Annotated in this window: 14 protein-coding genes; 11 read left to right on the top strand and 3 right to left on the bottom strand. The window is 44.7% G+C overall.

Features of this window, described 5'->3' with window-relative positions:
* The first annotated feature begins 31 nt into the window (after window positions 1-31).
* The 4 genes from FHS68_RS18310 to FHS68_RS18295 all read left to right on the top strand — a co-directional run bounded on the left by FHS68_RS18310 (window position 32) and on the right by FHS68_RS18295 (window position 3,093).
* Window positions 32-685 (top strand): isochorismatase family protein, encoded by a 654-nt coding sequence (locus FHS68_RS18310; RefSeq protein WP_167272923.1) that lies wholly within the window; start codon window positions 32-34, stop codon window positions 683-685.
* A 69-nt stretch (window positions 686-754) separates the two neighbouring features.
* Window positions 755-1,189 (top strand): DUF6069 family protein, encoded by a 435-nt coding sequence (locus tag FHS68_RS18305; protein WP_167272921.1) that lies wholly within the window; start codon window positions 755-757, stop codon window positions 1,187-1,189.
* 219 nt (window positions 1,190-1,408) lie between these two features.
* Window positions 1,409-2,455 (top strand): LLM class flavin-dependent oxidoreductase, encoded by a 1,047-nt coding sequence (locus tag FHS68_RS18300; protein ID WP_167272918.1) that lies wholly within the window; start codon window positions 1,409-1,411, stop codon window positions 2,453-2,455.
* 83 nt (window positions 2,456-2,538) lie between these two features.
* The gene (locus FHS68_RS18295) at window positions 2,539-3,093 is read left to right on the top strand and encodes a dihydrofolate reductase family protein (RefSeq protein ID WP_167272916.1); all 555 of its coding nucleotides are present in this window, start codon (window positions 2,539-2,541) and stop codon (window positions 3,091-3,093) included.
* Window positions 3,094-3,217: 124 nt separating this feature from the next.
* Here the strand turns inward: FHS68_RS18295 and FHS68_RS18290 are convergent, their stop codons facing one another.
* On the bottom strand, window positions 3,218-3,847 hold the full coding sequence (locus tag FHS68_RS18290) for a DUF6624 domain-containing protein (protein WP_167272914.1): 630 nt from the start codon (window positions 3,845-3,847) through the stop codon (window positions 3,218-3,220).
* Between the two features lie 290 nt (window positions 3,848-4,137).
* Between FHS68_RS18290 and FHS68_RS18285 the strand changes: the two genes are divergently transcribed.
* The gene (locus FHS68_RS18285; RefSeq protein ID WP_167272913.1) at window positions 4,138-5,505 is read left to right on the top strand and encodes an alpha/beta hydrolase family protein; all 1,368 of its coding nucleotides are present in this window, start codon (window positions 4,138-4,140) and stop codon (window positions 5,503-5,505) included.
* A gap of 36 nt (window positions 5,506-5,541) precedes the next feature.
* Here FHS68_RS18285 and FHS68_RS18280 read toward each other — a convergent pair whose 3' ends face one another.
* Window positions 5,542-6,186: a DUF3267 domain-containing protein gene (locus FHS68_RS18280; protein ID WP_167272911.1), complete on the bottom strand. Its 645-nt coding sequence runs from the start codon at window positions 6,184-6,186 to the stop codon at window positions 5,542-5,544.
* A gap of 319 nt (window positions 6,187-6,505) precedes the next feature.
* On the opposite strand from FHS68_RS18280, the gene FHS68_RS18275 reads away from it, so the two are divergent.
* The 6 genes from FHS68_RS18275 (at window position 6,506) to FHS68_RS18250 (ending at window position 12,858) form a co-directional block, all read left to right on the top strand.
* Window positions 6,506-6,994: a hypothetical protein gene (locus FHS68_RS18275; RefSeq protein WP_208408346.1), complete on the top strand. Its 489-nt coding sequence runs from the start codon at window positions 6,506-6,508 to the stop codon at window positions 6,992-6,994.
* Window positions 6,995-7,372: 378 nt separating this feature from the next.
* On the top strand, window positions 7,373-9,463 hold the full coding sequence (locus FHS68_RS18270) for a tetratricopeptide repeat-containing sensor histidine kinase (RefSeq protein WP_167272906.1): 2,091 nt from the start codon (window positions 7,373-7,375) through the stop codon (window positions 9,461-9,463).
* A complete protein-coding gene (locus tag FHS68_RS18265; RefSeq protein ID WP_229211950.1) occupies window positions 9,456-10,229 on the top strand; it encodes a LytR/AlgR family response regulator transcription factor in 774 nt (257 codons plus the stop codon). The genes FHS68_RS18270 and FHS68_RS18265 overlap by 8 nt, the downstream gene beginning before the upstream one ends.
* A gap of 154 nt (window positions 10,230-10,383) precedes the next feature.
* Window positions 10,384-11,283, top strand: a complete 900-nt coding sequence (locus tag FHS68_RS18260; protein WP_167272904.1) for a helix-turn-helix domain-containing protein — start codon at window positions 10,384-10,386, stop codon at window positions 11,281-11,283.
* Window positions 11,284-11,383: 100 nt separating this feature from the next.
* The gene (locus tag FHS68_RS18255; RefSeq protein ID WP_167272901.1) at window positions 11,384-12,280 is read left to right on the top strand and encodes an alpha/beta hydrolase; all 897 of its coding nucleotides are present in this window, start codon (window positions 11,384-11,386) and stop codon (window positions 12,278-12,280) included.
* Between the two features lie 65 nt (window positions 12,281-12,345).
* Window positions 12,346-12,858 carry a nuclear transport factor 2 family protein gene (locus tag FHS68_RS18250; RefSeq protein WP_229211949.1) on the top strand — a complete coding sequence of 171 codons (513 nt, stop codon included), beginning with the start codon at window positions 12,346-12,348 and terminating at the stop codon, window positions 12,856-12,858.
* Between the two features lie 49 nt (window positions 12,859-12,907).
* Here the strand turns inward: FHS68_RS18250 and FHS68_RS18245 are convergent, their stop codons facing one another.
* On the bottom strand, window positions 12,908-13,681 hold the full coding sequence (locus tag FHS68_RS18245; protein WP_167272898.1) for an SDR family NAD(P)-dependent oxidoreductase: 774 nt from the start codon (window positions 13,679-13,681) through the stop codon (window positions 12,908-12,910).
* Window positions 13,682-13,705: the final 24 nt, after the last annotated feature.

Here is a 13,705-nt window from a genome sequence, read left to right as displayed (position 1 = left end):
CAGTAAAATTTTAAAACAAAAAATTCATCAAATGAACGCGACAACGAAATATATACAATTCAATCCTTCAAATGCTGCGATTGTTTTAGTTGATCATCAACCCGGCGTACTTGCCATGGTTGGCAGCTTTCCCGCAAAGTCAGTTGCTGCAAACACAGCACTCCTTGCACAGTTAGGTGAAGAACTTGGGATCCCTATGGTAATTACCAGCACACGCGAAAACCTTAAGTTTTTAGGAACCAATTTGCCGGAGATACAAAAGGCTGCACCGATAGGTTATAAAAATCGCGTTCGTCGTGCCGGTACACTAAATGCCTTTCACGACCCCGCATTTGTTGACGCCGTTAAAAACCTCAACCGCAAAAATTTGGTGATGGCGGGACTGCTAACAGATGTATGTCTCTTTCATAGTGTAGTAAGTGCAATTGAAGCAGGTTACAATGTTCAGGTAGTTGCCGATGCAAGTGGGACAAGCACGCCGCTTGCCAATAGCGTAACATATGACAGGCTTCGCGACCTTGGAGCAGTAATCACGTCAACCTACGGCATCCTGTTTGAATTATATTCAGACTTATCTACGCCCGAAGGTCAGAAAGCAGAAGGGATTGCAGCAGCATCTGCCCAGGCGCAACAAAAGGAAGCTGCTCCAAAGGCAGCTCTTCTGGAGAACATCACAAGTAATTAATTGCCAGTTGCCTCTATAATCCTGCACTCTTCACATCAAAAGCAAACCTCACAAATTAAAACAAATACAATGATATCAAAATTAGACATCAAGCAATCTCTTGTTGCCGGGCTATTGGCAGGCATCACATCGGCGGTAATCAACGCAATTCTATTTTTTATTTTTCATGGCGCAGGTGTCATCACCGATACGATATACCCGCAGCCTGATAAGCCAATGACGATTGCTCCTGTGATCATGGCATCAATCGTTCCATCAATAATTGGAAGCCTTGTGTTTTTCCTGTTTGAAAAATTTACAAACAATGGTTATAAGATATTTTCTATCGTTGCCATTGTGCTCATGGTGCTTTCACTTTTCAGCCCATTTACAGTTATACCTGGTGTAACTATGGGTTATTCATTAGTGCTTTGTGTAATGCACATCGTAGTGCCATTAACATTGCTTTACTTCATTCGCCGGGCAAAACAAACAAAGGGAATGAAAACAAGTACGACACTTTAACATTTTTTATAAACTAATTAAACTTTCAATTATGCCAAAAGGTTATTGGATCGCCAACTCAGATGTTCGCGACATGGAAGGTCTCATGAGGATTGGAATTGTAACCGTCTCGAAGTTTTGAACCACCATGTCACGAAGGGCACGAAGAGTAAAAAAGCCTTCGTGAAACTTTGTGTTTTTGTGGTTCCGGTTCATTAATAAAAATTAGAAAGAAGATATATGGAAATTGGAATTGACAGTTTTGCAGCAAAGTTTGATGATAACTCAAACGACAACGATGTGGAGGCTTTGGAACAGTTGCTGGACCGAATTGAGCACGCCGATAAAATGGGGCTGCATTCATTCGGCATTGGCGAGCATCATCGTAGAGAGTTTCTTGACTCTGCACCTACTATGATTTTGGCAGCAGCAGCGGCACGCACTAAACGTATCCGGCTCCACAGTGCTGTTACGGTGCTTAGTGCCGGCGACCCTGTACGGGTTTTTCAAAATTTTGCAACGTTAGATTTGCTATCAAAAGGCAGAGCGGAGATGGTTGTAGGACGTGGTTCTTTCGTTGAAGCGTACCCGCTATTTGGATTGAGCCTCCAGGATTATGATGCCTTGTTTGCGGAGAAGCTTGGGCTGCTTCTTAAAATTCGTGATAATGAATTTGTAACATGGTCAGGAAAATTTCGTCCGGCGATGAACAATCAACCCGTGTACCCGCGACCGGTCCAGAAACCCTTACCTATATGGTTAGGCGTAGGTGGTACACCTGAGTCTTTTGTGAGAGCTGGAATGCTGGGGTTGCCTTTAATGGTTGCAATCATTGGTGGTGAAACACATCGCTTTCGTCCGCTGGTTGATTTGTATCGCCAGGCGGGGTTGCGCGCCGGTTATAAACCTGAGCAGCTAATTGTAGGTATGCATGCCTTTGGCTATGTGGCAGAAAACAGTAAGCAGGCCGCAGATGAAATGTATGAAGGGTATAAAATTGCTATGTCGGGAAGTATTGCGAAAGACCGCAATTTTCCACCTATAACACGGCCACGATTTGATGCACAAGCAGGCCCCCTTGGCGCATTTTTATTAGGTAGTCCGCAGGATGTTGCCGAAAAAATAAAACGCCACAGCGATGCATTAGGCGGGCTTACAAGAGTAAGTTTTCAAATGGACACGGCGAACATGAAACACGATCAATTAATGAACGCTATTGAGCTGATCGGGACGCAGGTGATACCAATGGTGAATGATATTAATGACCTAGGCTTACCGCTTAAATGAATAGGCAAATACATTTAATAGTGCCTGTTTGCAGTTAGCTATTTTTGCTACTGTTCAAAACCTATCAACAAATTTGATCACGTATGAGAAAGATAATTGCCGCTATCAATATGACGCTCGACGGTTTTTGCGATCACACCGCAGTCTCGCCCGACGAAGCAGTGCACGATCACTACGGTGAGCTCCTGAAAAATGCCGGTACTGCATTGTACGGCAGGAAAACTTATCTGCTAATGGAGTTCTGGAAAGGCTTGGCGGAACACCCTAGCGGAGAAAAATCGATGGATGATTTTGCAATGAATATGGACGCTATCCCCAAAATCGTATTTTCCCGCACCTTGCAAAGTGTGGATTGGAAAAGCGCAAAGGTTGCTACCCGCGACCTCGAAGCGGAAACGCTGGCGCTCCGAGGAGAAGATGGCGGTGATATTCTGGTTTGCAGCCGCAGCCTGATTATTGCCCTGATCAACCTCGGCCTCGTAGATGAATTTCAGCTGATGGTCCACCCGGTGGTGGCGCGAAAAGGCTTGCCTTTATTTGACGAACTGGCAGACGAAGTGGTTTTGCAATTGATAAAGACGCACGCCTTCACTAGTGGTGCCGTATTGCTGTACTACGCTCCATCAATGCAACAATAGCTGAACCGGACGCATCTCTTCAGCGCTGATATCAGTCCTGATGCTTCGAAAAACTTATATGCGCCCAAACGCGCTGCTGAGTTTTACTCGCGGCTGCTGCCCGTTATGAATAGGCCTTATTTCTCTATTTCTTAGGTAAAGTCCTAATTTTGTACGCTACTCCGAGACGTTTCGCATTTTGTTCAACTGTAGTCTTAAATCCTGCCTGTTTTCTGCGTTGATTAACTTGAGTAGGATTGGCAATTGGCCATACATAGCACTCCGAATTTTCGCATCGTACTTGTGTGCCGTACAGCTGCTCCTTCCCTTGACCCATGAGTAGCCGGTCTTGCATCATAGCCACTAAATCAAAGGGTAGTTCTTTGCTTTTTCCAGCCTTCTCAATCAAGGGGAAATATTCAGAAATATCTTCCGAGTGCTGAATAACGTACCAGGCAGCTTCGTTTGTGGGAGAGCCAACCAACTTAGTGCCAGGGTATCCATACTGCTCAATGATCTTTTTGACCCGTTTTATATTAGAGTGGTCAATCTCGGTCATTTTGTCAAAAATGCGTTGATCGACCTCCTGCCCGGATAAGTTGTGTACTTTCGCCAGCGAGTCCTTCTTCGGTGGATTGTCTAAGATGTCTCTGTACAATTGATCGACATGATAGATGCTATCTAATTCAGCTTTGAGCTGATTGTTGATTTGGCCACAAACACAAAACGGCACCAGGTAAACGAAAATCGAAACAGTTAAGCGCAGTATATGCATATAGATGAATTAAGAAGCCTGATATTAATGATAAGTGAAAATCTCAAAATGTGAAGAGACAGTCCATTTACTCAACTGACGAAATTTTTATTTTTTAGCCTGCTTGCTTCTCTTCAATGACAAAAGCGTTACCGATAACTGTGACAGTTACCGCCTGGCGCGGAGCATTTGACGTAGCTGATAGCTGGTTTAAATGGAGGGGGGTAGGTAGTCCACTTCCGTGATTCTGTTCGGATCTTTACTGCGAACAATCCATCGTAAAGTTTTCTTAAAACTGTTTCTAATAACCAATGAATAGCTTGGATATCTTGATTTTGGTAGTGCTTTTGATAACTACGGTTTATGCAATAGTCTCTGCTAATCGGGCCAATGGCATACTCACCGTCTCAATAAGCTTATTGGCCCTGTTATTAGTGATTCAATTTTTTTGGAAAGGTTTTTATTGGCAATACATTCCAGCCTATTTGCAAATCTGTTTGTTGATAATCATAATTTACGTCAACGCAGCATTACATCGAAAACTTCAGAACATTAGCTTAGGGGTTTTACTGGTCGTTACCTTGGTGCCCTGGGCTATTTTTCTGCCTGTTCCTAGTTTAACAGAGCCTATGGGCAAGTATGCTGTTGGAACCCAGGTTTTTCGCTGGGTAGATTCAACTAGAACTGAACAAATAACCAAAGACCCCTTTGACAAGAGAAATGTAATTGTTCAAGCCTGGTATCCAGCACAGGGGGACTTAAAAGGCATCCACTCACTTTATCTGGATGGGTTGCGTACCTTACCGCCAAAGGTGAGTGTTATACCAAGCTTTTTATTGGACCGCTACGATCAAATTGATACTTATGCGATAATAAATGCAACACCGGCAGGCGCTCGGGGAAAGTGGCCTGTTGTGCTTTTTCTACCTGGTTATGGAGCCGCGCGCGCATTTTATACCAGCCTTGCTGTTGGCCTGGCTAGTCATGGCTACGTTGTTCTCTGTCTTGATCACCCCTATGAAGCCGCTATTACTCAACTGGCTAACGGTAAATTAGCCACTACGATTGAAAACTTTCAACCGGAGGCTCCCGACCGACTTGGGTTTATGGAAAACCGGCTCGATATTCGTGTTGCAGATGTGCAGTTCGTACTCCATCAATTAGAAAATAAAAATTCTTCCACTAATACTTTCTTCACTTCACTTGACCTGAACCGGATAGGTATCGCTGGTCATTCCTTCGGTGGTGCCACGGGTGCCGCTGCGATGGCTCATGATTCAAGAATTAAAGCAGCGGTCAATATAGATGGCACCTTGTATGGCGGATTGCCCAAATCGACTGGGTATCGTCCTTTTCTAATAATAGAAAGTAATAAAGATGAAATAGGTCGTTTCGCAAGATACGAAGCAGGCAATCAGTTGTTATTCAAGCAATTTCGAGGTGGGTATCGATACGAACTGGAAGACGCCGATCATTACAGTTTTACGGATGTCCCGCTCCTGTTAGCACCTCCTGCCCGCCTGTTGGCAGGGTACCTTTTAAGCGTTGGTCAACAATCGACAAAAACTCATACGGCAACCATCAGCCTACTAGATGCGTTTTTTGATCATACGCTAAATGGTAATCCATCCCAGATTGACGCCGTTGCCAACCGCTATGAGGCTATCGTGCGGCGGTGAGCTCTTCACATCTTACTTTGGTCTGTCCGTAACTTTTTAGATCCATGCGTTGTTTTCAATGTTGGCCTTCGCATAGAAGTAGGAGATACCCTTTTCTTTGTCGTCATAGGTCAGCACCTCCTTGTCGCGGTGAAAATCGAAATAGCTTAAAAGGCCAAAGTCACCTGAGCAACAAGCTGCGTGTACCAGCAGCATGGTCATAATAGTGAGTGTCCAAAGCTTGCCCGTGAGTAACATCAGCAGTAACAATGCGATGGAAATGACCGTAAACGGAGCGAGTGCGACAATCTGAAACTCTTTCCGGTTGGCAACAAACTTGTCTGCGATGGCCATGAAATAAAACTTTTTCAGGTTCGCATCATATGACGTCTTTGTTGCACCCTGAGATTTGTAGGCAAGTACATGAATATACTCGTGCAAGGGGATCAGCGCGAAGGCGAACGCCAAGCCGTAGGAAAGATGTGAGAGACCGGCCTCCAATGAAAAGGCGCCACTGCCCACGTTTTTCCCGAGATACCAGCCAACGCACGCCAGAAGGACGATGTTGATCACCATATAAAAAATAGAAAAGCGGGTCCTTTTTTTTATGTATTCTTGAACGAAAGGCACAATTTCCATGTGGCCAAGGGTATCGAGCAAAACGAAGTCGGTTTGACTTAACTGCTCAGGATCCAGTTTCATAGCATCGGAGGTAAGGCATTAATTTTCATTTTCTGCTTTCAGAATATCCAGCCGGTCATGCATATCATTACTAAGATCGGAAATCATTTTGGATTTAAATAGCGCACTGGCCATATCCAAAAGCTCATTTTGAACATGCCAAAAATTCAACCACGCACCGAAACCAGGTGTCTATACACCCATTGATCCAACTACACATTGTGCTTAGGAGACCTGTTATCGGGTCAATAATTTCGTAAAGGATCTAAATAATTTAAAAACCTTTGCTATGAAATTCAAACGCCTATTCTTTTCGGCCGAATCTAAAACCTATTTTTCAATGAACCGATTTAAACACACTCGATGGTTGATGCGGCCCCCGATCTTGCTACTTGTTTGTATACTGCTGACAAACTCCTGCACAGATCACCAAATCCCACAGCCCAACTTCAACCTGGATGTCACGCTTCTGGGAACAGGCAATGCTTCTGGCTTCGTGAAATTTCGGCAGTTCCCCGAAAAACCATTCACCATCAATCTGGGCACGTCCATACAGGGATTGGAACCCAATACCAACTACGTGCTTCAACGAGCCGTAGACACGAACCTGGATGGCAATTGCACCAGTACAACATGGCTGACGCTCGGTAAAGGCCTTGTGGCGCAAGCCATTTTGACGGATAATGTGGGTGCTGGCACTGCGGACCTTTTTCGTGATATCTCGGCTTTTCCCGCGGGCACAACCTTCGACATTCACTTCCAGATCGTTAATCAGCAAACCTCCGCGGTCGTGCTGACCAGTAATTGCTATCAATATACCGTTAGGTAAATCTTTACAGAAAAAGATATCGGCTCTATTTGGAGTAGATCTCTTTTTGACATAGCCATTTGCCTAATACGCTGGAAGGTCAAGGCTGCTTGGCGGGCTCCATTATGCGCCTTCTATTACAATAGGCCTGGTTCAAGGAAGACAAATCGGAGAAATGGCTGTTAAGCTAAAAATAGAACATTGACGGAATGAAAACATCGGCATTCGGCCATCGGCAATCGCATAAATAATCCGCGAGCCGATAGCTGATTGCCGACTGCTTTTCATTAATTTTAATTTGCTTGATTTCCTCGCGCCCAACCCGCTTCGATCGATTACCCAACCCGCTACTTCAATTTTTTTATAAAGAGAGTGATGCTAAAAAAGTGGATTATACTCTTGATCTTTTTGCTGCCTTCTGTTTCCAAGGCACAGCAAGCCGGTGTGGACAGCCTTTTAAAAATCTTACCGACTTTGAAAGGCAGGCCTCGTATAGATTGTCTCAATGAAATAGCAGAACATTGTTTATGGACAAGATCCGACTCTGTTGCATGGTATGCACAAAAAGCATTAGAAGAATCATCCGCCATTCATTATCAGAAAGGGATTGACATTGCGTGGTTTTCTATTGGCACAACAAAAATAGTAAACCTTCAAAACGTCGAAGCCGAAAGACTCATGCGCCGTTCGTTAGCAGCGTTTGAAGGGGTCGACGCGTATCATACCGGATGGTCTATGTTGTATCTGGCTGATTTGTTATCTCACCAATGCAAATACGACTCATCCATAACACTACTGGAAGCGTCAATACCCATCCTCAGGATACATGACAAACCGGGAGGTGATGGCGTAGCAAGAGCCCTCACATTACTTGGTCTTGCTTATGGCGCAAAAGGTGATTACGAAACTGCGCTGGACAGGGCACAAAAAAGTTACACAATACGAAACAAAACAGGCGATAATGTAAGCATGGCCTGTTCCTTGCACAATCTTGGTAGTCTGTATGGCCAGGTTGGCGATAATGAAACAGCATTCAGTTATTACCGCCAGGCCCTGCGTTTATATCAAACGGTATTTGAACCATTTTCGCTTTATGCGGATATGGCCCGCCTTTTCAGCAATACCGAAAAGCTTGATTCCGCACATATTTATGTAAACAAGGCATTGCGAATATCTCGTGGCCAGTACGGGGATGCTGTTTCCGGTGAAATAGACCTGAAAGAATTTCACTACGACAAAGCCATACCGAAATTTCAAAAATCCATGGTTGTTGCCGGAAATAATAACGGCCGGGAAGATGTGGTGATCAATCTGCTTAACCTTTCCAAAGCCTTTATCGGTAAAAAGCAGTACCAAAAGGCACTTGGCTATGCTTCGGAAGCCTACGCGATAGCTGACGCTGCGGGGGCCAGGCCGGTAATACGCGATGCAAGTGGCTTGCTTTCTGATATCTACAATGGCCTGGGCAAAGCCGACAGTGCTTATCACTTCCTCTCCTTGTACACAAAACTTAAATCGGAAGTATTAAATGACCAGTTTAAAGGAAAGCTATTTGCATTCAGAAGCAGCGTAGAAGACGAAAGGCAACAGGCAAAAATTGAATTGCTAAGCAAAGCAAAAATAATCAGTGAGCAGGAGCTAAAAAGAGAATCGTCCATAACAAGAATATTGATCGGGAGTATTGTTGTTATGCTGCTGCTGGCAATCGTTATATTCAGGAACATTACACTTTCCAGAAGAAATGTCAAACTGGAAGCGGAACGTTTTAAAAAAGATTTACAAGTGCAGCAAATGGAAAATGATAGTAAGGAAACCGAATTACTGCAAAAAGCGGAGCGGCTTGAGATGAAAGCACTTCGCGCTCAAATGAACCCACATTTTATTTTCAATTGTCTGAGTTCAATTAACCGGTTTATTCTTGTCAATAATCGGGAAGAAGCGTCAGATTACCTCACTAAATTTTCCAGGCTTATCAGATTGGTTTTGCAGAATTCCGAAAAAACATTAATAACGCTGGAAGCCGAGCTGGATATGTTGCGCCTCTACCTGGAAATGGAAAGGCTAAGGTTTAGAAATGCTTTTAACTACCGCATTACTTTCATGAATACCATTGATTCAGCCACAATATTTATTCCACCCTTGCTCATGCAGCCTTTTGCAGAAAATGCGATTTGGCATGGTTTGATGCATAAGGAAGGTGTTGGAGATCTTGAAATAGCCCTGAGCATTGATGGTAAAATTTTGAATTGCATCATTACGGATAATGGCCTGGGGCGGCAACAGGCTGCCAAATTAAAACTCAAATCTGCCGGAGAAAATAAATCCATGGGCATGCAAATTACAGTTGACCGACTGGCCCTTCTAAATCAGCTATCAGGTGAAAATGCTTTTTTCGATATTGAAGATATACTGGATGACAAAGGAAGTAATTCAGGAACAAAAGTGATCTTAAAAATGCAATACAAAAATCTGATGGAAGCTTATGAGTAGTTTCAAAACAGATGGAATGGTTAGTGCAGTCATTGTGGATGATGAACCTGATTGTTGCGAATCGCTGGCAACATTGCTGGAATTATACTGCCCGAATGTAAAGATCATTGATATCTGTTTTTCTGCTGAATCTGCTTTGAAATCGCTGAGGGCAAACCCGCCTCAAATACTTTTTCTTGATATAGAAATGCCCTTTTTTAATGGGTTTGAACTGCTGGAAAAGTTGGGTGATATCAACTTCCAACTAATCTTCACGACAAGCTATAATCAATATGCGATCAAGGCCATCCGGTTCAGTGCATTGGAATATTTGTTAAAACCTGTTGACAGGGAAGAGCTCCGTTTCGCTGTTCAAAAAGCTGTTAAAAAAAGCTTAAATCCATTGCCCCACCAATTGAAAATTTTATTGGAAAGAATCAGGCAACCTGCCATATCAGTCAATAAAATCGCCATCCCGACCCTTGAAGGCTTTAAAATGGTACTGGCCGAATCGGTCGTCAGATGCGAAGCCGATGGAAATTACACACACCTGTACCTGAGGGATAAGTCAAAATTAACAGCTTCACGTAATCTGAAGGACATGGAAGAAATGCTTGAAGATTATCCTTTCATCAGGGTACACAATTCCTATCTGGTAAACATCAACGAAATAGATCAATATGTTAAGGGAGAAGGAGGGTATTTGGTGATGAGTGATGCTTCAATTGTTAACGTGTCCCGCAGCCGAAAAGAGTTGCTATTAAAAAAAATCATAGCGGGAAACTGACTTCATTTAACAAAAAACATCCGGTATCCATAAAAAGAGGGGATAGGCGTCTCAGGAATGAGGGTTTCATGAGACCATCGGTGGTTACGGATTTTATCCATTCTTTAAATTTAATTAGATTTGAATACCTAACACCTCGGTAGCCTGACTTCCATTGAAAACAATCACAACCCTCCCAGACTATTGCAGGCACATCAATATTCCACCGCCTAAGTATGCCTTCTTTGACATTAGGCGATTTGAAGATAAAACAAAAACCGAAAACGCAAAACAAGCCCCGTTTCGCCACGAATTTTATGCCGTAGCGCTACGTCATGCCGGCAAAAATAAAGAAGTGAATGGGCAGCCCCTGCAAGCTGACCTATTCTTCAACTCACCCTACCAGACTGTTTCCTGGGATGTTTTGCCCGACTGGAAAGGTTGGTACATCATGTTTGGCCAGGATTTTCTGGTCATGAATCCAGCCTGGAAAAACTTTATCCTGGATTTTCCTTTCTTTAGGCTCGACCAGTCAATTCCATTCGACCTTTCGGCAGACGACATGGTGTTCGTGACGCAGATTTTCGAGCGGATTTTTGACGAATATGTGTCTGACCGTGCTGATAAATTCCTGCACATACAAACTTATACGCAACTTTTACTCATACTAACAAAGCGCTATTTCAACCAATCGCACTTCGATCAGGTCAGTAAGCAGGCCAGCCGAACCGCTGACATATTGTTGGTATCCCGCTTTCAATCGCTGATTGAAACCGCCATGACCGCCGAAACGGCAGGCGCTGAAATTAGGCAGACGTCTTTTTATGCTAATACATTAAGGATTCACCCGAATCACTTAAATGCGGTTGTCAAACGAATTACCGGCAGCACCGCAACCAATCTTATTCAGAATCAATTGACTATCTCCGCCAAATCCTTGCTTCAACAAACCACGCTTTCGGCCAAAGAAATTGCGTTTCGGCTTCATTTTTCCGAGGCCACCCATTTTAACGCCTTTTTCAAAAAAAGAACAGGTCTTACGCCACGTCAATACCGGGAAACGCAGAGGCTTTGAAAGCACATGCTTTGAAATTTGTCAGTAATTCGTTGAACCGTGTTAGCACGACCTTGCCTGGAAGTCGCATCTTGCAATTGAATCTAAACACGCAACGCAGATGGTACAGGCAGTTCAATTCAACAGTGATGGGTTAATACTGGCAGGAAACCTTTACACACCCGACGATTTCGATTTCGATAAAAAATACCCCGCTATTTTGGTCGGCGGTTCGTGGACTACTGTAAAAGAACAAATGAGTGGGCTGTACGCCGAAGAACTGGCAAAACAGGGGTTCATCACTTTGGCCATCGACCCGCGTTACTTTGGGGAAAGCGAAGGGCAACCCCGGTTCTGGGAAAGTCCTACCGCCAAAACGGCCGACTTCAAAAACGCGATTACCTACCTGCAAACGGTAGAAGGCGTCGACCCCGATCATCTTTTTCTGGTTTCGGTTTGTGCCAGTTCGGGCTATATGGTCAATCTGGCCGCCGAGGACGAACGCGTAAAAGCATTGGCAACGGTTGCGGCATGGCTGCACGATGCCGAATCGGTTGAAGCGATATACGGTGGTGCCGAGGCAATCAAAACAAAAATTAGCCAGGCGCAGGCGGCCAAAAAGAAATTTGCCGAAACCGGTGAGGTCGACTACATCCCCGCAATTAGTACGACCGATAAAGATGCGGCCATGTTCGGGGAAGAATTCGACTATTATCTTAACTCTGACCGGGGCGCTATTCCCGAATGGAGTGCGGATAAATTTGCCGTCATGAGTTGGGAGGGATGGCTGACTTTCGACCCGATGCCGACGGCAAAGCACCTTCACTTACCCGTGCTGATGATTCACTCCGATGAGGCCGTATTGCCCGACAATGCCAAACGGTTCTTTAAGGATATACCCAACACCAACAAGGATTTGCTCTGGACGAAGGGTACGCAAATGGACTTTTACGACCAGCCCAAACAGGTTTCAGAAGCGGCGGCAGCAATTACTGATTTTTTTCAAAAACTGCATTAATCAAATTAAGAATACACAAACCATCATAACACCTGGAAGAGTAAGATCACTAATCATCCATAACCATGAAAAAGGCAAACATCCTATTCGTAGCCATGTTTAGTCTGTCACTTTTGACAGGCTGTGAGAACAAAGAGGATTTCACTGAAGTACGGGATAAGCAGCAACTGACGGAATTGGTCAATCGGCTGTTCATGTACACCGACTCCCGGAACTGGACGGGTATTGCCAATGAAGTGTTTACACCGAATGTCTACCTGGATATGCAGTCGAACGGCGGCGGGCCACCTGCAACCATGACGGCGAAGGCCGTTACCGACGGCTGGGAACAGGGCTTTCAGGGTGTTGATGCGATACACCACCAAGGCGGGCATTACCTTATTACGGTTAAGGGGGATCAGGCGGATATTTTTGGGTACGCCGTCGCAACGCATTACCGGGCGGCTGCCACGAAAGGCAAGACCCGCACGTTTGTGGGCGACTATGATATCAAAGCCGAGCGGACCAGTAGCGGCTGGCGCCTCAACCATCTCAAGTACAACCTAAAGTACACCGAAGGGAACACGGCTCTGGAGTGATTGCTATCATCACATGCAAGTACCCATGCCTCATCACTTGCATACCGGCCTAACGGAATGGTACGGTCATCCCGCCGTCTACCACCATCGTATGACCAGTCACAAAGGAAGCGTGGTCGGAGCAGAGCCAAATTACTGCATTTGCAATTTCCTCAGGATCTCCAATCCGGGCGAGGGGAATGTTTTTCTCGAAGTGACTTTTGACTGCGTTTGGATCAGTAGGATTGCTTTTTGTCATATTTCGTGCCAGCATGGGCGTATTAAACATGCCCGGGCAAACGACATTGATCCTGATCTTATCGCTTGCATACTCGAGTGCAGCTGACTTACTGAGGCCGATCAATGCGTGTTTTGCAGAAGAATATGCGGCTGCACCGGGTGTGCCACCTAAGCCGTTAATTGAAGAAATGTTGACAATAGCGCCCGCAGAATTGCTTCGCATCATGTTTAGCTCAGATTTCATGCATAACCAGACAGCCTTTAAGTTGACTCTCAGCTGGATATCAAAGTCTTCCTCCGCAATATCAGCTGTAAGTGCGCCTGTTCCTTGATCGGTCCCTGCATTATTACAGGCAAAATCCAGCCGTCCATAGCTCGATTGGATGGTTGAGAAAAGTTGGTGAATGTCTTCGGGCACGGACATGTCTGCCTTGATAAAGGTTGCATCTCCACAATGCTTGTTCAGATCCTCCAGCGCCGCTTCGCCCCGAAGGATGTTTCTACCGGTAATGATGACTTTGGCTCCTGCTGATGCAAATTTCATGGCAACAGCTTTTCCGATGCCTGAGGTGCCACCGGTTACAAGTGCGATTTTGTTTTTCATTTTACAAATATCCAGTGATGTGAC

The organism is Dyadobacter arcticus (assembly GCF_011762185.1).
Classification (GTDB): Bacteria; Bacteroidota; Bacteroidia; order Cytophagales; family Spirosomataceae; genus Dyadobacter; species Dyadobacter arcticus.
Note: the sequence above shows the minus strand (reverse complement) of the source record. Positions and strands in the feature narration are given on the sequence as shown.